Origin of the sequence: Methylobacterium crusticola (genome assembly GCF_003574465.1) — a bacterium.
Taxonomy (GTDB): domain Bacteria; phylum Pseudomonadota; class Alphaproteobacteria; order Rhizobiales; family Beijerinckiaceae; genus Methylobacterium; species Methylobacterium crusticola.
In genome coordinates, this window is sequence record NZ_KZ984632.1 from 1 (window position 1) to 23635 (window position 23635).

Below are 23635 nucleotides of genomic sequence, written 5' to 3' on the forward strand. Positions count from 1 at the left end.
GCCGCGCCCGGACCGCGCCGCGCGGCCCGCCCGGACCGCGCCGCGCGGCCGCCCTGCATAGACCATGGCAGGCCGGGACGGCGAGGAGAACACGGCCCGGGGACGCAAGCCGCGGGGCCGGCGCGCGCGGGGCGTGGATGCCGCCCGCGGCCCCGGCGCCCCGTGCCGAGGGTCCCCTTTGCGGGCCGGCGCGCTAGATCGGGCCGGGGCCCGGCCTCGTGGCCGCGGTTCCGTCAGGAGTGAGGCATGGACAGCATCGACAGCCAGGGCGTGACCATCCCGCGGCTCGGCCTCGGCACCTTCCGGTTGCAGGGCGAGGAGTGCCGGCGGGCCGTGGAGGGCGCCCTGGCGCTCGGCTACCGGCACATCGACACGGCGGCCATGTACCAGAACGAGGACGCGGTCGGGGCCGCCATCGCGGCCGCCGGGATCGCGCGCGACGCGCTCTTCGTCACCACGAAGGTCTGGCACGACCAGCTCGCGCCGGAGGCGCTGCGCCGGGCCTTCGACGCCAGCCTCGCCAGGCTCGGGCTCGACCACGTCGACCTCTACCTGGTCCACTGGCCCGCCCAGGGCATGGATCTCGGCGCCACGCTCGAGGCGCTGATGCGGCTGCGCGAGCAGGGGCGCACCCGCGCCATCGGCGTCTGCAACTTCAACCTGCCGCTGATCCGGCAGGCGGTGGAGGAGATCGGCGCGCCGATCGCGGCCCACCAGATCGAGTACCACCCCTTCCTGGCCCAGACCCCGATGCTGGCCTACCTGCGCGGCCGGGGCATCCCCCTCACGGCCTACGCGCCCCTGGCGCAGGGCCGCGCGGCGCAGGACGAGACCCTCGCCCGGATCGGCGCGAAGCACGGCGCCACCGCGACGCAGGTGGCCCTCGCCTGGCTCCTCGACCAGGACGGGGTGATGGCGATCCCGAAGGCCGGGCGCCCGGAGAGCCAGCGCGGCAACCTCGACGCCCTGGCGATCCGCCTCGACGACGCGGACCGGGCCGCCGTCGCGGCGCTGCCCAAGGACCAGCGCTTCGTCCGCCCGGCCTTCGCGCCGGACTGGGACGCCACGGCCGCCGCGTAGGCGGCCTCGCGGGGCCGACCCAGGAAAGCCCGGGGCGCCGGCGCCGCCGGCATCCCACCCCGGCCGGCGGCGCCCCGGCGGGGCGCCACTCCGCCGGTCAGGGGCGGGCGAGCGGGCAGCCCGCCGCCGCCAGGGGCTTTGCGGCCGCCTCGCCGTCCATGGTGGCGATGATCTCGCAGTAATCCCAGGGGCCGCGGCTCTCGGCCGGGGCCTTCACCCGGAGCAGGTAGGCCGGGATCAGGGCGCGCCCGTCGGCCCGGATCGCGGCGGGCCCGAAGGCGTCGTCGTCGGTGGGCATCGCCTTCATCCGGGCGACCACGGCGGCACCGCTCCGCTTGGCCGCGGCCGGCCCCATGGCGGCGACGGCCTTGAGGTAGTGCGTCGCCACGGCGTAGCAGCCGGCATGCGTCATGCCCGGGTAGGCGCCGCCCATCCGGGGCAGCACGCGCCGGGTGAAGGCGCGCGAGCGCGCGTCGCGGTCCCAGTAGAAGCTGCTGGTGTGGAGCAGCCCCCGCATGGTGCCGAGGCCGACCGCGTGGATGTCGTTCAGGAACATCACCAGGGCGGGCAGCTTCATGGTCGCGTCCAGGCCGAACTCGTTGATCTGCTTGAGGCAGTTGACGAGGTCGCTGCCGCCGAGGGCGAGCCCGATCGTGTCCGCGCCCGAGGATTGCGCCGCCAGCAGGTAGGTCGAGTAGTCGGCGGCCCCGAGGGGATAGCGGGAATTGCCCACCACCTGCCCGCCCGCATCCTGGACGAAGCGGGCGGTCTCGGCCTGGAGCGAGTTGCCGAAGGCGTTGTCGGTGGTGATGAAGTACCACTTGCGGCCGCCGCTCCGGACCGTCTCGGCGCCGGTCGCCTTGGCGAGCATGTAGGCGTCGTAGGTCCAGTTGATGCTGTTGGGCGTGCACTGCGCGCCGGTGAAGTCCGACGAGGTCACGGCGGTGCCGAGGCAGACCTTGTCCTTCTCGCGGGTGACGAAGGAGACCGCGAGGGCGACCGCCGAGTTCGGGCCCTGGATCAGGGCGTCCACGCCCTCGGTGTCGTACCAGCGCCGGACGATCGCCGCGCCCACATCCGCCTTGTTCTGGTGGTCGGCGAAGACCACCTCGACGGCGAAGCCCGCCTCCCGCGCCTCGAACTCGGCCACGGCCTGGCGCACGCAGGCCACCCCGCCGGCCCCGAGCAGGTCGATGTACGACCCGGAGAAGTCGGCGAGCACGCCGATCCTGATGGTCGGGACCGGCTGCGCGCGGGCCCGCCCGCCCGGCAGCAGGCCGGCCGCGAGCGAGCCCGTCAGGAACGTGCGACGTCCAAGGCTCATGGCGTCCTCCCGGATCTCGGGGTTCGGGGTGGTCGAGGGTCCGAGGCGGGCGCGCTCGCAGCCCGCGGGCGTCAGGCCGCGTCCGGCGGGGCCTTGAGGCGCGGCTTCTCGATCCCGGCCAGCGCGCAGAGCGCGTCGACCATCGCGGAGAAATCCTGGCCGCCGAAGCCGCTCGCCCGCGCGGCGCTGAAGGCCTCCCGGGCCGCGGCCGCGACCGGCATCGGCACCCGCGCGGCGTTGGCGGCCTCGACGATGAGGCTCAGGTCCTTGTGCGCGAGGTCGATGGTGAAGCCCGGCTCGACGTCGCCGCGCAGCACCTTGGCGGGCCAGGCGATCTTCAGCTGCCCGTTGACCGCCGTGGTCCCGTAGAGGACGTCGAGGGTGCGCTCGAGGTCGAGCCCGAGGCGCTGCGACAGCGCCAGCGCCTCGGCGTTGAGCTGGCAGGACGTCACCGCCAGGTAGTTGTTGACGAGCTTCGTGCGGGTCCCGGCGCCCACCGGCCCGCAATGGTAGATCGTCGTGCCCATGGCCTCGAGGAGGGGCCGGACGCGCGCGAAATCCGCCGCCTCGGCCCCGACCATGAACAGGGACTCGCCCCGGTCGGCGTGGGAGGCGAGCCGGCCGACCGGCGCGTCGACGTAGGCCACGCCCCGGCGCGCCGCCTCGGCGGCGAGCCGGTCGGTAGTGAGGGGATCGACGGTGCTCATGTCCATGATCAGGCTGCCGGGCCGGGCGTGGGCCAGGATGCCCTCCGGCCCGGCCACCACCGCGTCGACCACGGCGGAGTTCGGCAGCATCGTCACGATGATGCCGGCCTCGGCGGCCACCTCCGCCACGTTGCCGGCGGCCCGTGCCTGGAGGGCGGCGACCTCCGCGGCGGCCCGGGGGTCGATGTCGTGCACGACCAGCCGGAAGCCCTTGCGGCAGAGGTTGGAGGCCATCGGCCGGCCCATGCGGCCGAGCCCGACGAAACCGGTCAGATCCATCGCGTCCTCCCCCGTCCCCGCCGCCGCGCCCGGCGGCGAGGCCGGGTCGTCGCGCGATGGTGGACGTCACAGTTGCGGCCGGCCCGGGGGCCGCGGGTCACCAGCTCCAGCGCCCGATGCCGGCCGCGGCGTTCCGCCCCGCGCCCGCAACCGGAGCGCGGCCGTGTCCCGAGTAGAGCACGCTCGTCGCGCACCGGGCTTCGCGATCCGCGAGACCCGCTATGCCGATTTTCGACGGGCGCGCCGCGGGGGCCGGGGCTAAGCCGCCGGCAGCCGGGACGCCGCGCCGCCGAGGGCTGCGGCGCCCGGACGGGCTCCACGGGGGAGACGATGAGCGAGCAGGTTTCCGATGCGGAGGCGGCGGGCGGCGCGCGCTGGCCCCTCGTCCTCTACGCGGCCCTGACCGGCGCCGGCGTCACGCAGGCCTCCTACGTGCCGGATGCGGGCCACGCCCGCCTGATCGAGCTGCTGCACCAGAACCCCGAGGTGCAGACCACCGTCCTGACGACGGAGGAGGAGGGCATCGCGCTCAGCGCCGGCGCCTGGCTCGGGGGCGCGAAGGCGGTGCTGCTGATGCAGTCGAGCGGCGTCGGCAACTGCGTCAACATGCTGTCGCTGATGAGCGCCTGCCGGATGCCGCTCCTCGCCCTCGTGACGATGCGGGGCGAGTGGGCCGAGTTCAACCCCTGGCAGATCCCCATGGGCAAGGCGACGCCCGGCGTGCTCGAGCTCATGGGCGTGACCACGATGCGCCTCGAGCGGCCCGAGGATGCCGAGGAGGTCATCACCTCGGCGATGACCCTCGCCTTCGACGGCGACCAGCAGGTCGCCGTGCTGATCTCCCAGCGCATGCTCGGACGCAAGAGATGGGTGGAGGCGAAGTGATGGCACCGGACGGCGCGCTCGACCGGCGCAAAGCGGTCAGGCTCCTGCTGGCGGAGCGGGGCGACCTCCTGGTCGTCACCGGGCTCGGCTCCCCGTCCTACGACGTGTTCGACGCCGGCGACCACGACGGCACCTTCTACCTGTGGGGCGCCATGGGGGGTGCCGCCATGGTGGGGCTCGGGCTCGCCCTCGCCCAGCCCTCGCGGCCGGTGGCGGTGATCACCGGCGACGGCGAGCAGCTCATGGCCGCCGGCGCCCTGATGACGATCGCCGCGAAGAAGCCCGGGAACCTCACGGTCGCGGTCCTCGACAACGGGCATTTCGGCGAGACCGGCATGCAGGTGAGCCACAGCGGTCTCGGGGTGCGCCTCGACGCGGTCGCGCGCGCCTGCGGCTTCCCGGCCACCGCCGCCCTCGCGACCGAGGAGGACCTCGCCGCCTACCGGCCGGAGCTCGCCCGGCTGTCCGGGGGGCCGCGCTTCGCCCGGATCCCGATCGCCACGGGTCACGTCGAGCGCGCGCTCCCGCCCCGGGACGGCGCCTACCTGAAGACGCGGTTCCGGCGCCACCTCGGGATCCGCGTCGGGTGAGGCGTCGCCTCAGCGGTCCTCGATCCGGAACGACCACAGGCCGTCGCGCACGAGGGCGGCGATCTCCGAGCGGATGAGGCGCGCGATCGCCTCGGTGGCGACGGAGGGCGCGCGGCTCGTCGGGCTCGCGAGGAGGAGCTCCCGCGAGATGCCGGGATAGGACAGGGGCGCCGTCTCGAGGCGCCCCTGCGCGAGCTCCGTGCGGATCGCGGACGGGGGCAGGATCGTGTAGGCGATCCCCTCCTCCACGATGCTCGTCAGCACGTGGAACGAATCCGCCTCCACCACCACGTTGACGGGGATGCCCTTGCGCGCCGCCGCCTTCTCGACGAGGTTGCGCAGGCCGTGGGAATGGCTCGGCAGGGCGAGGCTCCGGCTCATCAGCCAGGCGAGATCGACGGCCTCGCGGCGGCCGAGCCCCGAGCCCTTCGGCCCCACCGCCACGAGGTCGTCGCGCCCGAGGGTCTCGACGGCGAGGTGCCAGTCGACGGCCGGGCCGTAGATGATCGCCAAGTCCGTGTCGCCGCGGTGCAGCCAGTCGACGAGGTGCCCGCCGTAGCTCTCGACGATGCGCAGCGCCACCTGCGGCAGCTCCTGCACGGCCCGCCGCGCGACGCGGGCCGACAGCACGTTGCTCACGGTCGGGACGATGCCGAGCACGACCGCGCCCGCGGGCCGGCCGTCGAGGGATTGCAGGTCGTCGCGGACCTGCTCGATCTGCCGGACGATCCCGGCGGTGCGCTCGCGCAGCAGCAGGCCGGCGCTCGTCAGCGCCATGCCGCGCCCGTTGCGCACGAACAGCTCCGTCTTGAGCTCGTGCTCCAGCAGCCGGATCTGGCGGCTGAGGGCCGGCTGGGCCACGCGGAGCCGGTCCGAGGCCTTGCTCAGGCTGCCGAGCTCGGCCACCGCGTGGAAGGTGCGAAGCTGCCGGAGGTCCACGATCCTGGGCTCCCGTCCCGGCGGCCGCGCCGCGTGCGCCCCGGCCGGGGCCGGATGACGGCGCCCGCCCCTTCCCGCCCCCGCGCCGGCCCGGGACCGTGCTCCGCGGCGGGGAAGCGCCCCTCAGCGGCGCTCCGGCATCATGAAGTCGAAGTCGCAGCCCTCGTCCGCCTGGGTCACGCTGTCGTGGAAGAGGCGCGCGTACCCGCGCGCGGCCCAGTCCGGGCGCGAGGCCGGCGGCAGCGCCCGAGCCCGGCGCGCGAGCTCCGCGTCGTCGACCAGCACCTCGATCACCCGGGCCGGGACGTCGAGGCGGATCCGGTCGCCGGTCCGCACCAGGGCGAGCGGCCCGCCGACGGCGGATTCCGGGGTGACGTGGAGCACGATGGTGCCGAAGGCCGTGCCGCTCATCCGCGCGTCGGAGAGGCGCACCATGTCCTTCACGCCCTGCCGGCCGAGCTTCTTCGGGATCGGCAGGTAGCCGGCCTCGGGCATGCCCGGCGCGCCCTTGGGGCCGGCGTTGCGCAGCACCAGCACGTCGTCGGCCTCGACCTCGAGGTCGGGATCGTCGATCCGGGCCGCCATGTCGGGGATCGAGTCGAACACCACCGCCCGCCCGGTGTGCTGGAGCAGCCGCGGGCTCGCCGCCGCGTGCTTGATGAGGGCGCCCCGCGGCGCGAGGTTGCCGGTGAGCACCGCCATGGCGCCCGTGGGCTTGATCGGGTCGGACGGCGTGCGGATCACGGTCTGGCCCGGCACCGCCTCGGCGCCCGCCACCACGTCCCGCAGGGTACCGCCCCCGACCGTCGGCGCGTCGAGGTCGACGAGGTCGCCGAGTTCGCGCAGGAGCCTCGGCATGCCGCCCGCGTGGTGGAAATGCTCCATGTAGTGGTCGCCGGAGGGCTTGAGGTCGACGAGCACCGGCACCTCGCGCCCGACCTGGTCGAAGGCCTGGAGGTCGATGCGCGCGCCGACCCGGTTCGCCATGGCGGTGAGGTGGACGAGGCCGTTGGTCGAGCCGCCGATGGCCTGGAGCACCACCTGGGCATTGCGGAACGCCGCCGGCGTCATGAGCGCGCTCGGCCGGGGGGCGCCGGAGACCGCCATCTCGGCGGCGCGCCGCCCGCTCGCCTCCGCGAGCCGGATCCGCTCGGCGTGCGGGGCCGGGATGGTCGCGCTCATCGGCAGCGCCAGGCCCATCGCCTCCGCCACGCACGCCATGGTGGAGGCGGTGCCCATGACCATGCAGGTGCCGACGGAGGGCGCGAGCCGGCCGTTGACCGTCTCGATCTCCTCATCGTCGATCTCGCCGGCGCGGTGCGCGCTCCAGAGGCGGCGGCAATCCGTGCAGGCGCCGAGCACCTCGCCCTTGTGGTGGCCCACCACCATGGGGCCGACCGGGATCACGACCGTCGGCAGGTCGACGCTCGCCGCCGCCATGATCTGGGCCGGCAGGGTCTTGTCGCAGCCCCCGATGACGATCACCGCGTCCATGGGCTGGGCGCGGATCATCTCCTCGGTGTCCATCGCCATCAGGTTGCGCAGGAACATCGAGGTCGGGTGGGCGAAGCTCTCGTGGATCGAGATAGTCGGGAACACCATCGGCATCGCGCCGGACAGCATCACGCCGCGCTTGGCCGCCTCGATCAGGGCCGGGACGTTGCCGTGGCAGGGGTTGTAGTCGCTGTACGTGTTGGTGATGCCGACGATGGGCCGGCCGAGCGCGTCGTCGGAATAGCCCATGGCCTTGATGAAGGCCTTGCGCAGGAAGAGCGAGAAGCCCGCATCGCCGTAGCTCGTGAGCCCCTTCCGCAAGCCCTTGCCCATCGCCGCGCTCCCTCCGCCGCCAGCCTCCTGCGCTTCTACGGCACGACGGCGGATTGTCAATAAACCGCCCCGGGCCCCACGACTCTAACACTATCCGCACGATAAAGCCGCCGAACTTATTGACAATGCCCGGGTGGCCTGCTCCTCTCCGGGCAACAAGAAATCACCCCGGAGGAGCGCCGCGATGGCGAGAGGAACCCTGTCCGCGGCCCTGTTCGGCGCCGGGCTGCTGGCGGCCGGTTCCGCCGGCGCGGCGGAGCCGACCCAGATCACGATGTGGTCGAACTGGCCCGACGAGCCCGCCAAGAAGGAGTGGGTCACGGCCCGGGTGCGGGCGTTCGAGGCCGCCCAGAAGCAGTGCACGGTCAAGCTCAGCTTCATCCCGAAGGCCGACATCTACACGCAGGCGAAGTCGGCGGTGCGCACCGGCCAGGCCCCGGACGTGTTCTACATGGAGCCGGACCAGCCCGAGTTCCTGGCCGGCGGCTTCCTCGAGCCGATCGACGCCTACGTCGACCTGTCGAAGCTCGAGGACTGGGCGAAGCCCGCCTGGACCCAGAAGGGCAAGGTCTACGGCCTGCCGGTCGAGGCCTACACGGTCGAGCTCTACTACAACAAGGACAAGGTGAAGGCGGTCGGCGTCGAGGTGCCGGCCTCCGCCCAGCTCACCCAGGACGGCTTCCGGGACCTCGTGCGCAAGGGGGTCGCCGCGGGCGTCACGCCGGTGTCGCAGGGCGTCGGCGACCGGCCCTTCCCGGGCGGCCTGCTGCTGTTCGAGTCGCTGCTGCGCAAGCTCGGCACCGCCGATTACGGCCGGCTCCTCAACGGGGAATTGTCGTTCAAGGACCCGCGGGTCGCCGAGACGATGACCTACGTCAAGGAACTCGTCGACCTCGGCGCCTACCCGAAGAGCTTCGCCACCCTGAAGCTCGGCGAATCGCACTACTACTTCTACCAGAATCCGGGGGCGCTCACCTTCCCGGATCCGAGCTGGTTCACGGGCCGCGCCTTCGCGCCGGCGGCGAGCGGCGGCATGCCGGACGGCTTCCCCCTCGGCATCATGCAGTTCCCCGCCATGGACGGGGGCCAGTGCCCGACCTGCAAGACGCTCGCGGTCGCCGGCAGCTTCGTGATCTACGCGCGCGGCAAGAACAAGGACTGCGCCGGCGCCCTCCTCGCCTCCATGGCCACGGTCGACAACGGCACGAAATGGATGGAGCAGGTCTCGCTCCAGACCGGCCTCAAGTCCGACCCCTCGAAGATCAAATCCTCCCATGAGGATTATTTCCGGGAACTCAATGCCCGCAACAAGGACGTGACCTATTTCTTCGGAACGCCGCTCCTGTACTATCGGGCGAAGTGCGCCGAGACCTACACCCAGGTGATGAACAACGCGTTCCCGGCCGGCCTGATCAGCGTCAAGGACGCGGCCGAGCGGATGGACGCGGCCTGCCTCAAGAGCTGAGGGGGCATGACGCCCGAGGCGCGCGTGAGCCAGGAGGGCCGGCCGGCGGGCCTTGCCGCGGCCGGCCCGGGCACGGCGGCGGCCCCGCGGGCGCGGGCGCCCGGACACCTCGCCGACCCGCGCCGGACGAGCGGGCTCGTCCTCGCGGTGTTCATCGCCCCGGCGCTCCTGATCTACGCCGGCCTGACCGCCTATCCGGCCTTCCGGACGATCTTCGACAGCTTCTACACCATCGAGGGGCTGGAGCGGGTGCCGGTGGGGCTCGCGAACTACCGCGCCCTCCTGGCCGACGAGACCTTCTGGATCGCGGTGCGCAACACCTTCGTGTGGGCCTTCGTGGCGCCGCTCCTCGACGTGGCGACGGGGCTGCTGCTGGCGCTGGCGCTCTACGCCGGCGTGCCCTTCGGCCGCTTCCTGCGCGTCGCCTGGTTCGCGCCGGTCCTGCTCTCCTACGTGGTCGTGGCGATCCTGTGGATGTGGCTCTACAACTACGATTGGGGCGTGGTGAACGTGGCGCTGCGGGGCCTCGGCCTCGGCGCCCTGACGCGGTCCTGGCTCGGGGACCCGAGCACGGCGCTCGCGGCCCTGATCGTGACGCACGCCTGGAAGTGGGCCGGGTTCAACATGGTGGTGTGCCTCGCGGCCATCCACTCCCTGCCCTCCGAGGTGCTGGAGGCGAGCGAGCTCGACAATTGCGGCTGGGGCGCCAAGCTCCGCCACATCATCGTGCCGATGCTGCGGCCGACGCTCCTGAACCTCTACGTGCTCGCCTTCATCGGCAAGATGAAGGTGTTCGACCTCGTCTGGATCATGACCGGCGGCGGCCCGCTCTGGGCGACCGAGACCGTGTCGACCTACGTCTACAAGCGCGCCTTCAACTGGAACACCTTCGACCTCGGCTACCCGTCGGCGATCGCCACGGTCTGGTTCGGGGTGGTGTGCGCGGCCGTGATCCTGCTCAACCGCGTGTTCCGCGCGCGCGAGCGGCTGGAGTACTGACGTGAGCGCCCCGTCCCCCCTGCCCCGCCGGTTCGGGCGCGGCGCCTTCGGGCGCGGCGCCCTCGGGCTCGTGATCGGCGCCTACACGCTCTACACGCTCGGGCCGTTCCTCTGGCTCGCCACCATGTCGGTGCGCACCACCGGCGAGATCTCGGCCGACCACTACGCCTGGCCGCGGCCGTTTCACTGGGAGCAGTTCCGGATCGCCTGGGTCGATTCCGACTTCGCCACCTACTTCTGGAACTCCGCGGCCGTGGTGGTGACCGCGGTCGCCGCGGTGACCCTCGTCGGGGCCGGGGCCGCCCACGCGCTGGCGCGCTACCGGTTCCCCGGCAACCGGGTGATCTACGCCATCCTGTTCTCGTCGATCATCTTCCCGCCGCAGATCACCCTGATCTCGCTCTACCAGATCCTGGTCGATTACGGCCTCTACAACAGCCTGATCGGGCTGACGCTCGTCTACGTCTCGCTGCAGCTGCCGCTCACGATCTACCTGCTGGAGGGCTTCTTCGCCCGCATCCCGCAGGACCTGTTCGACGCCGCCAAGATGGACGGCTACGGCGACATCGAGATCTTCCGCCGCATCGTCCTGCCGATCGGCATGCCGGCCATCGCCACCACGGTGATCCTGAACTTCATCCAGCTCTGGAACGAGTTCCTGTTCGCCGTGGTGCTCATCACCGATCCCGACAAGCGCACGCTGCCGATCGGCATCCGGAGCTTCATGGGCGACCACTTCCAGGACGTCGGCATGATCGCCGCCGGGGTGATGATCTCGGTGGTCCCGGTGATCCTGGCCTACGTGTTCTTCTCCGAGAAGCTCATCCGCGGCATGACGGCCGGCGCGGTCAAGTAGCGCCGGCCGGGAGAGGGTGAACGATGGCGGTCGTCCGGCTCGACAAGATCTGCAAGCGCTACGGCAACGCGGCCGGCCCGGTCGCGGTCGACAACGTCGACGTGACGATCAACGACGGCGAGTTCATGGTCCTGCTCGGGCCGTCCGGCTGCGGCAAGTCCACGACCCTGCGGATGATCGCCGGGCTCGAGACGATCTCGTCCGGCACCCTCTCGATCGACGGGCGGGTGGTCAACGACGTGCCGGCCAAGGACCGCGACATCGCCATGGTGTTCCAGTCCTACGCGCTCTACCCCCACATGAGCGTGGCCGAGAACCTGTCCTTCGGCCTGAAGCGGCGGCGCACCGATCCGGCCGAGATCGAGCGGCGGGTGCGGGAGACGGCCGCGCTGCTCGGCCTCGACGGCCTCCTGGCGCGCAAGCCCCACGCGCTCTCCGGCGGCCAGCGCCAGCGCGTCGCCCTCGGTCGCGCGATGGTGCGCGAGCCGATGGTGTTCCTGTTCGACGAGCCCCTGTCGAACCTCGACGCCGCCCTGCGGGTCAACACCCGCAACGAGCTCATCAAGCAGCACCACCGCCTCGGCTCGACCATGATCTACGTCACCCACGACCAGGTCGAGGCGATGACCATGGGCACCCGGATCTGTGTCATGAACGGCGGGCGCGTGGTGCAGGTCGGCGCGCCGCTCGAGGTGTACTGGGAGCCGGCCGACACCTTCGTGGCCCGCTTCCTCGGCTCGCCGCCCATGAACCTGTTCACCGTGCGGGCGCCCGCCGAGGCGGGCGCGCTCGAGGCCGGGGCGATCCGGGCGCCCCTGCCGCGCTGGCGCCCGGACCGCCTCGGCGCCCTCGCGGGGCGCGAGGTGGTGCTCGGGCTCCGGGCCGAGGACCTGCACCTCGACCCGGCCGCCGCGGGCCCGGAGGGCGGCCGCATCCGCGGCCGGGTGTTCGCGGTCGAGCCGCTCGGGGCCGAGACGCTGCTCGCCGTCGAGGTTCCGGGCGGGCACGAATGCACGGCGCGGCTGCCGCGCCACATCCGGGCCCGCGTCGGCGAGACGGTCGACCTGCACTTTCCCGCCTCCGCGGCCTACCTGTTCGACGCGGGCTCCGGGCTCGCGATCCCGGCGGACCGGCCGGACGCCGCCCGGGCGGGAGCCCTGCCGTGAGTGGCGTCCTGCGGGTCGGGCTCGTCGGGGCGGGCTTCGTCACCCTCTACCACCTGCGGGCCTGGGCTTCCCTGGCGGGGCGCGCCGCCGTGGTGGCGATCGCCGATCCCTCGGACGCGAATCGCCGCGCCCGCGCCGAGGCCTTCGGGATCGGGCGGACCTACCCGGGCGCCGCCGCGATGCTGGAGGCGGGCGGCCTCGACGCGGTCGACGTCGCGGCGCCCCGGGCGGTCCACGCCGAGATCGTGCGGCTCTGCGCCGATCACGGGCTGCCGGTCCTGTGCCAGAAGCCGCTCGCCCCGACGCTCTCCGAGGCGGAGGCGCTCCGGGCCGCCGTCGCCGGCCGCATCCGCCTGATGGTGCACGAGAACTGGCGCTTCCGGGCCTATTACCGCGAGGCCGCCGCGTGGCTCCGGGAGGGGGCGGTCGGCAGGCCCTTCGCGGCCCGGCTCGCCGTGGTGACGAGCGGCACCCTGCCGGACGCCGAGGGGCGCCGCCCGGCGCTCGAGCGCCAGCCCTTCATGCGCGGCGAGGCCCGGATGCTCGTCGCCGAGGTGCTGATCCACCACCTCGACACGCTGCGCATGCTGCTCGGGCCGCTGCGCGTCACGGCCTGCACGACGGCGCGCAGCGGCCCGGCGCTGCGCGGGGAGGACACGGCGCTGATCCAGCTCGCCGGCCCGGACGGCCTCGCCGCGCAGGTCTTCGCCAGCTTCGCGGCGCACGGGCACCCGCCCGGGGCCGTCGACCGGCTCGAGATCCTGGGCGACCGGGGCACGCTGCGCCTCGAGGGGGGCGAGTTGTCCCTCTCGGGTCCCGAGGCGCGCAGCCGGAGCTTCGACCTCGAGGCCACCTACCAGGGCTCCTACGACGCGACGATCCGGCACTTCGTCGAGCGGCTCGCCGACGGCGGGCCCTTCGAGACCGGGCCGGAGGACAACCTCGAGACCTTGCGCCTCGTCGAGGATTGCTACCGCCTGGCCGGCGCGGACGCCGCCCGATGAGGCCGGTGCCCGACCCCGCGCCGCGCCGCGAGGGCATCGAGGACGTCGTCGCGCGCCTGGAGGAGGACATCATCTTCGGGCGCCTCGCGCCCGGCGCGCGCCTGACCGAGGACACCCTGATGGCGCGCTACGGCGCGTCGCGCCACTTCATCCGGCAGGCCCTCGTCGCGGCGGAGCGGCGCGGCATCGTCCAGCGGGAGCGCAACGTCGGCGCGACGGTCCGCTCCTACTCGGCCGAGGCCGTCCGCCAGATCTACGACGTGCGCGAGATGCTGACCCGGCAGGCGGCCCTGATGATCGCCCTTCCGGCGCCGCAGGCGCTGATCGACACCCTGGCGGCCCGCCAGGCGCATTACCGGCTGCAGGTCGAGCGCTGCGACCTGCGGGGCATCCACGACGCCAACGACGCCTTCCACATCGCCCTGTTCGAGGCCTGCGGGAACCCCTACCTCGTGCGCACGCTGCGGGAATATATGGGCCTGACCCTGCCGATGCGGGCCAAGAACCTGGCCGACCCGGAGGGACTCCGGCTCTCCCTGGCGCAGCACGACATGATGCTGGCGCTCCTGAGGGCGCGCGACCGCTGGGCGCTGGCGCAGCTCTGCGTCGAGCACATGCAGTCGAGCAAGGCGGACTACCTCGCCCGGATCGAGGCGACGGGCGAGGCGGCGGCGGACGGCGCGCCGCGGCGGCGCAGGTTCGGCTGAGCGCGGGGACGGCGGCCCGCCCGCGGCGTCACTCGCCGGCCCGCGCCTCGACGACGAGCCCGCCGGCCCCGCGCAGCACCACGTCGGCCGCGGCCCGGCCGAGGAGGTCGTAGCCCCGGTCGGCCATGTGGAGACCGTCGGCCGAGAACAGCTCCTCGCGCGTGAGCCGCCCCTCGGCGATCCACGACCGCATGAGGTCGGAGCGGCGGATCACCGACACCCCGAGCTCCGCGCCGATCTCCCGCACCGCGTCCCGGAAGCGGTAGGCGCCCGGCGTCGCGTCGAGCTTCGGGCACCATTGCGGCTCCATCAGCACCACGTCGATGCCGGCCTCGCGGATCCGGCGCACCGCCGCCGCGGTCACCGCGCGGAAGTGCTCGAGCGCGATGCCGCGCAGGGGATCGTTGCTGCCCGTCTGCCAGATCACGAGGTGGGGCCGCGCCGCCAGCACGTCGCGCTCGAGCCGCCGCAGCATGTCGTCGACGTGCTCGCCGCCGACCCCGCGGTTGACGACCGCGACGTCGCCCGGGGCGCCCGGCAGCGCACGCCGGAGCGCGGCCTCGAGCCGGGCCGGATAGGCGCCGGCCGGCGTGCTGGCGCCGATGCCCTCGGTGGAGGAGGAGCCGAAGGCGACGATGCGCAGCGGGGCGCCGAGGCGGAGCTGCCGGGCCACGTGCGGCAGGGGCGCCGGATCCGCGTCGCGGCTCGCGAGGCTGGAGGGCTGCGCCAGCAGGTCGGCGTAGCCGAGCACGACCGTCGACGACAGGCTGAGGCCGAGCAGCAGCGCCGCGCCGCGGGCGATCCGCCGCCAGCCTCCGGCGAGGAGAGCCCGCGGGCTCGATCCGTGTCCGCTCGTGTCGCGCGCCATCTCGGGTTCCCGCTTCCCACGCAGCCTAATCGGCTTCGATGAGCCTGGCCGGCCGCAAACGCCTGGAGGCGAGTGGGATCCACAGGGACGATGCGCGTGTGCGCGATCCTCGCCGCGGTCTTGTCGCCCGATGAGTGAGCTGCTGCGTTGCAGTCGTCGCCAGCGTGCCGGCGGCCCGGTGAGGCCGGCCGGTCCCGACACCGTTGTCGGACCGCCGTGTTGCGATGCAAATCGCGATACGCGAGTTGCTATCGCATTGCAATAGAGTTCGCGGCCGAATCCTCGCGAAGCTGGATCAGGCCGAGATGACGCGGCCATCTTGGCAGTTGATCCGGGCCGCGCCCGGGCCGGCGCGCCGGCGCCTTGATCCGGCCGCCGCGGCCGTGCACAGGGGCGGGCCGGGGCCCTTAGCACCGATCTTGCAGCGCCCCCGGCCGCGAGGGCGCGCCCTGCGCCTCCCGGCGCCGCGAAGGGCCGGGGCGGGGCCGACCCGATCGGGCGGCCGTCCAGGGAGATCCACGGCGATGAGCACGGCGGCCACGGTCTGCCCCCACGACTGCCCGTCCGCGTGCGCCCTCGACGTCCAGATCGTGGACGGGCGCGTGGGGGCGGTGCGCGGGGCCGACCACCCCTACACCGCCGGGGTGATCTGCGCGAAGGTCGGCCGCTACGCCGAGCGGGTGCACCACCCCGACCGCGTCACCCATCCCCTGGTGCGCACCGGGCCGAAGGGGAGCGGGCTCTGGCGCCGGGTCGGCTGGGAGGAGGCGCTCGACCGCGTCGCCGCCGCGTTCGCGGCCGCGGCGGCGCGCTCGGGCCCCGAGGCGGTCTGGCCCTACAATTCCGGCGGCACGATGGGGCTCGTGCAGCGCGACGGCATCCACCGCCTCACGAACGTGATGGGCTACTCGCGCCGCCAGCGCACGATCTGCACCGCCATCGCGACCGCCGGCTGGAGCGCGGGCGTCGGCCGCGTGGCCGGCCCCGACCCCCGCGAGATGGCGGCCTCTGACCTCGTGGTGGTCTGGGGCGGCAACCCCGTGGGCACGCAGGTGAACGCGATGAGCCACATCACCCGGGCCCGCAAGGAGCGCGGCGCGAAGCTCGTCGTCGTCGATCCCTACCGCACCGGCACCGCCGCGGCGGCCGACATGCACCTGGCCCCGCGGCCCGGGACCGACGGCGCCCTCGCCTGCGCGGTGCTGCACGTGCTCTTCCGCGACGGGTACGCCGACCGCGCCTACCTGGCGGCCCACGCGGAGGGCGTGGCGGCGCTCGAGGCGCACCTCGCCGGGCGCGACCCGGCCTGGGCGGCCGGCATCACCGGCCTTCGCGTGCAGGAGATCGAGGCGTTCGCGGCGCTCTACGGCCGCACCCGGCGCAGCTACATCCGCTGCGGCTTCGGCTTCACCCGCAGCCGCAACGGCGCCGTCAACCTGCACGCCGTGACCTGCCTGCCGACCGTGACGGGCGCCTGGCAGCACGAGGGCGGCGGCGCCTTCTGGATGCACGCGGCCATCTTCAACTGGGACAAGACCCTGACGGAGGGCCTCGACGCCCGCGCGGCCGGGGTGCGCGAGCTCGACATGAGCCGCCTCGGCGCGGTCCTCGCCGGCGATGCGGACGCGCTGCGGGGCGGACCGCCCGTGACCGCGATGCTGATCCAGTCCGCCAACCCGGCCGTGTCCGCCCCCGACAGCGGCCGCGTGCGCGCCGGCCTGCTGCGCGAGGACCTGTTCGTGGCGGTGCACGAGCACTTCATGACCGAGACCGCCGCGCTCGCCGACGTCGTGCTGCCGGCGACGATGTTCCTCGAGCACGACGACATCTACGGGGCGGGCGGCCACAGCCACATCCAGATGGGGCCAGCGCTGGTGGCGGCGCCGGGCGCGTGCCGGTCGAACCACGAGCTCGTGTCCGGCCTCGCCCTGCGGCTCGGGGCGGAGCATCCGGGCTTCGCCATGAGCGCCCGGGAACTCGCCGACGCGACCCTGCGGCGCTCGGGCTGGGGCGGCCTGGACCGGCTGGAGGCCGAGCGCTCGATCGATGCGCAGCCGGGCTTCGCCGACAGCCACTTCCTGACGGGGTTCGGCCATCCGGGCGGCCGCTTCCGCCTCGCCCCGGACTGGGCCGCGCTCGGCCCCCTCGGCGCCGCCATGCCGGCGCTGCCGGACCACTGGGCGGTGACGGACGCGCCCGACGCGGCGCATCCCTTCCGCCTCGTCGCGCCCCCCGCCCGCCAGTTCCTCAACACGACCTTCACGAACCTGCCGGCGTCGCGCAGGCGCGAGGGGCGCCCGTCGGTCCGCCTGCACCCGGACGACGCGGCCGGGCTCGGCATCGCCCCCGGCATGCTGGTGGAGGTGGGCAATGCGCGCGGCACCGTGCAGGTCCACGCGGAGATCGGGAGCCACCAGCAGCCCGGCGTGGTGGTGGTCGAGAGCCTCTGGCCCGACGCGGATTTCGCAGGGGGGTGCGGCATCAACACCCTGATCAGCGACGCGCCGGCCGCGCCGAACAGCGGGGCCGTGTTCCACGACACGGCCGTGTGGGTGCGCGCGCGGCCGGCGGGCTGACCGCCGCCCGGCGCGGGAGCGCGTCCGGCCGGAGCCGCGGCGCCCGGGCACGCGAGGGCCGCGGCGATGTACCCGGGCGCCGGCGGTGGCGCGCGGCCTCGACCTCGGCGCGCGAGCCGTCGAAGGTCCCGCGGATCCGGGCGCGCGGCGCCCCCGTCCCACCCCCTTCGCGAAGGCGGCAGAAGCCATGCGGACCCTCCTCGTCACCGCCACCCTCCTCCTCGCCCTCGCGGCCGGCGCGCGCGGCGCGGAGCCGAGCGCCGACGCCCGCCGCGATCTCGCGCCGCGGGGCGTCCTGCGGGCGGCGATCAACTTCGGCAATCCCGTGCTGGCCCACCGGGACCCGGCCACCCGCGCGGTCGAGGGCGTCTCGGTCGACCTCGCCCGCGAGCTCGGCCGGCGGCTCGGGGTCACCGTCACGCTCGTCACCTACGACAGCGCCGGCACCGTCACGGACGCGGCCGAGGCGGATGCGTGGGACATCTGCTTCCTCGCCGTCGACCCGGCCCGCGCCCGGACCATCGCCTTCGCCGAGCCCTACGTGACCATCGAGGGGACCTACCTCGTGCGCGCCGAGGCGCCGTTCCGGACGCTCGACGACCTCGACCGGGAGGGCGTGCGCATCGCGGTGGGCCGCGGCAGCGCCTACGACCTGTTCCTGGGCCGGACCCTGCGCCACGCCACGCTGGTCCGGGCCGCGAGCTCGCCCGCTGCCCTCGCGCTGTTCGCCGAGCAGGGGCTGGACGCGGCCGCCGGCGTGACGCAGCCGCTCATGGCCTACGCGGCGGCACATCCCGAAACGCGCGTGATCCCGGGCCGGTTCATGACGATCGCACAGGCCATCGGCATGCCGAAGGGGCGGGCGGCGGGCCTCGCGTACCTGCGCGCGTTCGTCGAGGACGCCAAGGCGAGCGGCTTCGTGGCGGCCGCCCTCGCGACCCACGGCCAGGAGGCCGCCGTGGCGTCCCCCNCGGACGGGTCGGCGCCCCCCGCCGGCCTGCCGGCGCAGCAGGGCGCGCGCCCGTGACGCGAAAGGCGCCGGCCCCCGGACGCGAGGCGGCCGGGCGCTCCGGCCGCGTCCCGGGGCCCGGCGGCGGCGCCGGGGACCGGGGCACCGGACCGCCAAACCGCGCCCGATCGCCGGGCGCCCGTGGTGGCATTCACATCGTTAAAGGATTGCGGCGCCGGCGTGGTTCAAAGCGGGCGGGGGTCCGCTCGAAGTCCCAGGGCTGAGCGACATGCCTCCGCACAAGCAGAACCCGGCGCCGCGCGGGCACGCGAGTTTGGAACATCGTTCACCGATGTCGGCCGTCGAGCAATCGGACCACCGGGATGAGGCCCGCGCGGCGGAGCCGGACCCGTTCTCCTTGTTCAGGACGGCGCTCGAAGCGGTGGGTGAATCGGTCGTCATCACGGGAGCAGGGCTGGCTCCGCCCGGCCCCGTCATCGCGTTCGTCAACCCCGCCTTCACGCGCATGACCGGCTACGCGGCCGAGGAGGTCGTGGGGAAGACCCCGCGCCTGCTGCAGGGGCCGCTGACCGACCGGGCGGTGCTCGACCGCCTCAGGTCCGACCTCGAGGCGCGGGAGACCTTCCAGGGCACGGCCGTCAACTACCGCAAGGACGGCACGCCCTATCTTCTGCACTGGCACATCACGCCGCTGCGCAGCCCCGCCGGCGAGCTGACGCACTGGGTCGCGCTCCAGCGCGAGGTCGCGCCGGGCGCGCGGGTCGACGAGGGGCTGGAGGAGGGCGTGGACCGCGTCCGCCAGATCACCCGAGAGGCCGCCGCCGGCCTGGCCCGGCTGGTGGCCCCGCCCGGCGGCGGCGCCACCCCGCGAGACCCGGGCGAGCCGGGTGCGCGCGACCTCCAGGCGCAGGTGCGCCGCACGCTCGCGACCGTGCGCTCGATCGCCCGCCGCACCGCCGAGACCCGCGAGGCGGCCGAGGACTACGCCATGCACCTCGACGGGCGGATCGACGCCCTCGCGCGACTGACGAGCGCCGCCATGCAGGCACCGGGCACGGGCGTCGACCTGGGCTGGCTGGTCACGCAGGAATTGCTGGCCTTCGACACGCCGGGCGAGAACCGGGTGCGGATCAGCGGCCCCAAGGTCTGCCTGCCGGTGCGGGCCGCCGAGATGTTCGGCCTCGCGGTCCACGAGCTCACGACGAACGCGCTCAAGTTCGGCGCCCTGTCCGAGGCGGGCGGGTCCGTGACGGCCCGATGGCGCCGCGAGTCACGGGGCAAGCCGCCGTGCATCGTCTTCCGCTGGGAGGAGAGCGGCGCGTCGACGCCGGTGCGCTCCCCCGAGCACAGGGGTTTCGGGATGAGCCTCCTCGAACGGACCCTGCCGGGCGACCTCGGCGCGACGGCGAAGCTGGACTTCGCCCCCGGCGGCCTGACCTACCGCGTCGCGCTGCCCCTGCCGGCGCGGCCCGGGTCCGCCGGGCGCCGCGACCGCGCCGGCTGAGGCGGACACGGCTCGAAGCCCCCGCCCCGTCCCTGGTGCCGCCGCGATCTCCGCGGCAATCCGGCTCTCCGGGTCGCCGGACGGGGCGCTAGGGCCGCGGCGCCTGCGCGCCCGCGGGCCGGTCGCAGAGGTGCATGTAGGCAGGGTCGAACTCCGCGAACTCGCAGAGCCGGGCGTAATCCGGGATCTGGAGGCGCCCCTTGTCGTAGACGATCAGGCGGCTGCTGCGCAGGGATTGCAGGACGCGGTTCATGTGCACGAACGAGACGGCCGTCGCGTCGGCGAGGTCCACCTGCGTCAGGCGCAACTCGAAGCTGTCTCCGTCGGCGAGACCCACGCCCTGGAGGCGCACCAGCAGCTCGCAGAAGAAGTGCGCCAGCCGCTTGTCCGCCGGGCGGCTGTCGTTGATGAGCCACTCGCGCTCGATCTCCAGCTCCACGAAGGTCACCCACCAGAGCGCCCGGGCGATGCCCGGGTGGAGCCCGGCCAGCGCGTCGAGGGCCTGCCGCTGGATGTCGACCACGCCGCAGGGCGTCAGCGCCCCGAGGCTCCACTCGGAGGTGAAGCGGGAGGAGGCGTAGTGGTCGTAGAGGTCGCCCGGCAGCAGGAAGTGCACGATCCGGCGCTGGCCCTCGGGGCGGACCCTGTAGCGGCAGGCGATGCCGGTCATGATCAGCGGCAGGGTCTCGACGGTCCCGTTCTGCCAGACGTCGGTCCGGGCCGGCACGAGGCGGGGCTTGAGCGTCAGGGCCCCGAGGGCGTCCCGCTCGACGGCCGAGAGAGGTCCGGCGAGCTCCAGTCTCCGGATCAGCGGGTTGACCACCATACCCCCTCGCACAGCCCCGCTTCTCAGGATCGTTGGCGCCGATCCTACCACTCGCGGGGCGGTCGTGCAGCCGCGCCGCGCGGGCCGCGGCGGACCGCCCGGCGACGCAGGGCCGGCCGCCTCCGGGACGCCGGGCATGCGACGCCGCCTCCGGGACGCCGGACATGCGACCACGTGCGCCGTGCCGTCCGCGCGACGTCGAGGAACAGGAGGCCGCCCGGCCCACTTGCCCCTGACCCGTTGCCCGCCCGATGCCGGCGGACGGTCCCCGATCCGCCCAGGCCCTGGCCGGCACGGCCGCGACCGCCCGCACGATGCCAGGCCTGCAACCCTCCGGTTCCGAAGGCGAGACGCCATGTCCTCAGGTCCACGCAGTACGACGATCTCCCGGGGGCCCGCGCCGGCAAGGCCGGTCCCGGCGGTCGCGCACCCCGGCCGTCCGCGGCCCGGGCCGCGATGACGGGCCTGACCAGCATGCAGCCGGCCACCAGCCTCCTCGCGCTGAACTTCACCCTGGCCGGCGCCCGCGAGGGGTTCGGGCCGTTCCTCGGCGTCTACCTGCAGCAGCAGGGCTTCGACCCCGCGGCCACGGGCCTCGCCATGGGGCTCGCCGGCCTGGCGGGCCTCCTCGCGACCACGCCCATCGGGGCCCTGGTCGACCGGACCGAGAACAAGCGGGCCGTCCTGGCGCTGGCCGTCGCCGCCATCGCGGTGGGTGCGGTCGCCCTCGTCTCCAGCAACAGCCTCTGGCTGATCGCCCTGTCCCAGCTGGTCATTGGGGTTGCCGACACGAGCATCGCCCCGCTCGTGGCCGCCCTCACCCTCGGCATCGTCGGCCGGGCGGCGTACGGGGACCGGCTCTCGCGCAACGAGGCGTCCAACCACGCCGGCAACGCCGCCAACGCCGCCCTCTCGGGCCTGCTCGGCTACACCCTCGGCCTCGGCTTCGTCGCCATCGCCATCGTGGTCATGGCCGTGGCGGTGTGCGGGGTCCTGCTGACCATCGACCCGGGCACCATCGATCACGGTACGGCCCGCGGCGGCGAGCAGGACGGGCGCTCGACCGTGCGCGTGCTGCTCGAGACCCGGCCCCTCCTCGTCCTGGCCGGCACCGTCCTCGCCTACCAGGCGGCGAACGGCGCGATGCTGCCGTTCCTGGCGCAGGCGCGCGCCGCCGCGGGCTCGGACCCGAGCCTCACGACGGGCGTGATGACGGTGGTGGCCCAGGTCACGATGGTCGGGGCCGCGCTCCTGGCGGGCCGCCTCGCCAGGGGGCGCGGCCACGCGGGCGTCCTGACCCTGGCGCTCGGCCTCGTGGTGGTGCGCGGCATTCTGGCGGCGTTCGCGGCCTCCTGGTGGGTCGTCATCCCGGTCCAGGTGCTGGAAGGCTTGGCCATGGGGCTCGGCGGCGTCGCCATCCCGGCGCTGGTGGCCGAGATCATGGACGGCACCGGTCACGCCAGCGCCGGCCTCGGCGGCGTCATGACGGCGTACGGTGCCGGCGCGGCGCTCAGTCCCGTCCTCGCCGGCCTCGTCTCGCAGTATTTCGGCTTCGGCGCGTCGTTCCTCACGCTGGCCGGGGTGGCGGGCGCCGGCCTGCTGCTGTGGACCGTGGGACGCCCGCTCCTGGGCGGCGAATCCCCGCGCGGCCACGCCGGCAAGGCGGCGGGAGAGGCGGCGGGAGAGGCGGCGGGAGAGGCGGCCGGAGAGGCGGTGTGAGGCGATGGCGGGCATGGATGCGACCGGGAAGACCCCCGCCGCGAGGCGCGCCGCCGCGCCCGCCGCGAGGCGCGCCGCCGCGGCGGCGCGGGGATCCTTCCCGGCCTTCGTGCTCCTCCAGGGCGCCCTCTACGCGGCCTACGGCACCGAGGCCCCGTTCCTGCCGAGCTTCCTCGGCGAGCGCGGCCTGTCGCCGGGCGAGATCGGCGTGGCGCTCGCGGCCGGCACGCTCATGCGGCTCGCCGCCGGCCCGGTCGCCGGCCACCTGGCGGACCGCTACGACGCGACGCGGCTGGTCCTCGGGAGCGCGGCCGCGGCCGCGGGGCTGATCTCCTTCGCGTACCTCCTCGGGCACGGCTTCTGGCCGCTGCTGGCCATCGGCGTGGCGCACGCCGCCGCCATCGCGGCCCTCGCGCCCCTCGCCGACACCCTCGCGCTCGCGGCGGCGGAGCGGGAGGGCACCTTCTCGTACGGCTGGGTCCGGGGGGCGGGCTCGGCCGCCTTCGTGCTCGGCACCCTGGCGTCCGGGCAGCTCGTCGCCTGGGCGGGGCTCGCCAGCATCATCGTGTCGAGCGGCGCGCTGTTCCTCGCCATGGCGCTGGCCGCGGCCCGGGTCCCGCCCGCGCCGCGCCGGCAGGAGGCCACCTCCCTCGGCCTCGACGGCCTGCGGGACCTCCTGGCGCGCCCCCGCTTCCGACGCATGCTCCTGGTGGCGGCCCTGGTGATCGGCAGCCAGGCGCTGAACGACGCCTTCGCGGTGATCTGCTGGCGCGAGGCCGGCATTGGCGCGGGCACGATCAGCCTGCTCTGGTCGGAGGCGGTCGCCTCCGAGGTGGTGGTGTTCGTGCTGGCGGGACCCTGGCTGCTGGCGCGCCTGGGGCCCGCCCGGGCCGCGACGCTGGCGGCCCTGGCCGGCGTCGCGCGATGGTCCCTCATGGCCTCGACGACCGCGGTCCCGATCCTGGCCGTCGGCCAGCTGGCGCACGGGCTGACCTTCGCGCTCCTGCACCTCGCCAACATGCGGCTGATCGCCGAGATCGTCCCGGAGCGCCTCGCCGCGACCTCCCAGACGCTCTACGGCACCCTCGGGCTCGGGCTCGCCTCCGCGGTGCTGACCGCCGCCGCCGGGCTGCTGTACGGCCACCTCGGCGCCGGGGCCTTCTGGGCGATGGCGGCCCTGTGCGCGGCGGCGGTGCCGCTCGCGGCGGGCCTCGGCCGCGGCGCCGCCGCGGCGTGAGGCGGCACGCCCGATCAGGGAACCTGTCCAGGTCTGAGCCGTAGCCCCGGCGCGCAGGTCCGCGCACGGGGAGACGCCGTCATGTTCATGAGGATTGATCGCCTACA

Annotated in this window: 20 protein-coding genes; 14 read left to right on the plus strand and 6 right to left on the minus strand. The window is 74.3% G+C overall.

Features of this window, described 5'->3' with window-relative positions:
* The first annotated feature begins 246 nt into the window (after window positions 1–246).
* Window positions 247–1080 (plus strand): aldo/keto reductase, encoded by an 834-nt coding sequence (locus DT057_RS03680; RefSeq protein ID WP_128560770.1) that lies wholly within the window; start codon window positions 247–249, stop codon window positions 1078–1080.
* A 97-nt stretch (window positions 1081–1177) separates the two neighbouring features.
* Here DT057_RS03680 and DT057_RS03685 read toward each other — a convergent pair whose 3' ends face one another.
* Entirely contained in the window at window positions 1178–2404 is a 1227-nt protein-coding gene (locus tag DT057_RS03685) for an ABC transporter substrate-binding protein (RefSeq protein ID WP_128560771.1), read from the minus strand.
* Window positions 2405–2475: 71 nt separating this feature from the next.
* Window positions 2476–3390 carry an NAD(P)-dependent oxidoreductase gene (locus DT057_RS03690; RefSeq protein ID WP_128560772.1) on the minus strand — a complete coding sequence of 305 codons (915 nt, stop codon included), beginning with the start codon at window positions 3388–3390 and terminating at the stop codon, window positions 2476–2478.
* 330 nt (window positions 3391–3720) lie between these two features.
* Between DT057_RS03690 and DT057_RS03695 the strand changes: the two genes are divergently transcribed.
* Together DT057_RS03695 and DT057_RS03700 are read left to right on the plus strand one after the other, a co-directional pair.
* Window positions 3721–4275 (plus strand): thiamine pyrophosphate-binding protein, encoded by a 555-nt coding sequence (locus tag DT057_RS03695; RefSeq protein ID WP_128560773.1) that lies wholly within the window; start codon window positions 3721–3723, stop codon window positions 4273–4275.
* A complete protein-coding gene (locus DT057_RS03700) occupies window positions 4275–4865 on the plus strand; it encodes a thiamine pyrophosphate-dependent enzyme (RefSeq protein WP_238314302.1) in 591 nt (196 codons plus the stop codon). The genes DT057_RS03695 and DT057_RS03700 overlap by 1 nt, the downstream gene beginning before the upstream one ends.
* A 9-nt stretch (window positions 4866–4874) precedes the next feature.
* On the opposite strand, the gene DT057_RS03705 is transcribed toward DT057_RS03700, so the two are convergent.
* Together DT057_RS03705 and DT057_RS03710 are read right to left on the minus strand one after the other, a co-directional pair.
* Entirely contained in the window at window positions 4875–5804 is a 930-nt protein-coding gene (locus DT057_RS03705) for a LysR family transcriptional regulator (RefSeq protein WP_128560775.1), read from the minus strand.
* A gap of 123 nt (window positions 5805–5927) precedes the next feature.
* Entirely contained in the window at window positions 5928–7631 is a 1704-nt protein-coding gene (locus DT057_RS03710; protein WP_128560776.1) for an IlvD/Edd family dehydratase, read from the minus strand.
* A gap of 184 nt (window positions 7632–7815) precedes the next feature.
* On the opposite strand from DT057_RS03710, the gene DT057_RS03715 reads away from it, so the two are divergent.
* From DT057_RS03715 to DT057_RS03740, 6 genes are read left to right on the plus strand one after another with little or no spacing between them, the layout of a single operon-like run.
* A complete protein-coding gene (locus DT057_RS03715; protein WP_128560777.1) occupies window positions 7816–9096 on the plus strand; it encodes an ABC transporter substrate-binding protein in 1281 nt (426 codons plus the stop codon).
* A gap of 6 nt (window positions 9097–9102) precedes the next feature.
* Window positions 9103–10095 (plus strand): carbohydrate ABC transporter permease, encoded by a 993-nt coding sequence (locus DT057_RS03720; RefSeq protein ID WP_128560778.1) that lies wholly within the window; start codon window positions 9103–9105, stop codon window positions 10093–10095.
* A gap of 1 nt (window position 10096) precedes the next feature.
* Window positions 10097–10951: a carbohydrate ABC transporter permease gene (locus tag DT057_RS03725; protein ID WP_203236176.1), complete on the plus strand. Its 855-nt coding sequence runs from the start codon at window positions 10097–10099 to the stop codon at window positions 10949–10951.
* Between the two features lie 23 nt (window positions 10952–10974).
* A complete protein-coding gene (locus DT057_RS03730; RefSeq protein WP_128560779.1) occupies window positions 10975–12117 on the plus strand; it encodes an ABC transporter ATP-binding protein in 1143 nt (380 codons plus the stop codon).
* Complete coding sequence (locus DT057_RS03735; protein WP_128560780.1) at window positions 12114–13121, plus strand: Gfo/Idh/MocA family protein; 1008 nt, start codon at window positions 12114–12116, stop codon at window positions 13119–13121. Before DT057_RS03730 ends, DT057_RS03735 begins: the two co-directional genes overlap by 4 nt.
* The gene (locus DT057_RS03740) at window positions 13118–13828 is read left to right on the plus strand and encodes a GntR family transcriptional regulator (protein ID WP_128560781.1); all 711 of its coding nucleotides are present in this window, start codon (window positions 13118–13120) and stop codon (window positions 13826–13828) included. Before DT057_RS03735 ends, DT057_RS03740 begins: the two co-directional genes overlap by 4 nt.
* Before the next feature lie 28 nt (window positions 13829–13856).
* On the opposite strand, the gene DT057_RS03745 is transcribed toward DT057_RS03740, so the two are convergent.
* Entirely contained in the window at window positions 13857–14696 is an 840-nt protein-coding gene (locus DT057_RS03745) for an SGNH/GDSL hydrolase family protein (RefSeq protein WP_128560782.1), read from the minus strand.
* Between the two features lie 524 nt (window positions 14697–15220).
* Here DT057_RS03745 and DT057_RS03750 point away from each other — a divergent pair.
* From DT057_RS03750 to DT057_RS35355, 3 genes are all read left to right on the plus strand, one after another.
* On the plus strand, window positions 15221–17272 hold the full coding sequence (locus DT057_RS03750) for a molybdopterin-containing oxidoreductase family protein (protein ID WP_128560783.1): 2052 nt from the start codon (window positions 15221–15223) through the stop codon (window positions 17270–17272).
* Window positions 17273–17459: 187 nt separating this feature from the next.
* Window positions 17460–18242, plus strand: a 783-nt coding sequence (locus DT057_RS03755; RefSeq protein WP_128560787.1) for a transporter substrate-binding domain-containing protein, incomplete at its 3' end; no start/stop codon positions are given.
* A gap of 331 nt (window positions 18243–18573) precedes the next feature.
* Window positions 18574–19746, plus strand: coding sequence for a PAS domain-containing protein (locus tag DT057_RS35355; RefSeq protein ID WP_162501307.1), 1173 nt, complete (start codon window positions 18574–18576; stop codon window positions 19744–19746).
* An 88-nt stretch (window positions 19747–19834) separates the two neighbouring features.
* Here the strand turns inward: DT057_RS35355 and DT057_RS03765 are convergent, their stop codons facing one another.
* Window positions 19835–20572: a Crp/Fnr family transcriptional regulator gene (locus tag DT057_RS03765; RefSeq protein WP_238314293.1), complete on the minus strand. Its 738-nt coding sequence runs from the start codon at window positions 20570–20572 to the stop codon at window positions 19835–19837.
* A 456-nt stretch (window positions 20573–21028) separates the two neighbouring features.
* Here DT057_RS03765 and DT057_RS03770 point away from each other — a divergent pair, with 456 nt between their 5' ends.
* Window positions 21029–22291, plus strand: a complete 1263-nt coding sequence (locus DT057_RS03770; protein WP_128560784.1) for an MFS transporter — start codon at window positions 21029–21031, stop codon at window positions 22289–22291.
* A 13-nt stretch (window positions 22292–22304) separates the two neighbouring features.
* The gene (locus tag DT057_RS03775) at window positions 22305–23528 is read left to right on the plus strand and encodes an MFS transporter (protein WP_128560785.1); all 1224 of its coding nucleotides are present in this window, start codon (window positions 22305–22307) and stop codon (window positions 23526–23528) included.
* The last annotated feature ends 107 nt before the right edge of the window (window positions 23529–23635 follow it).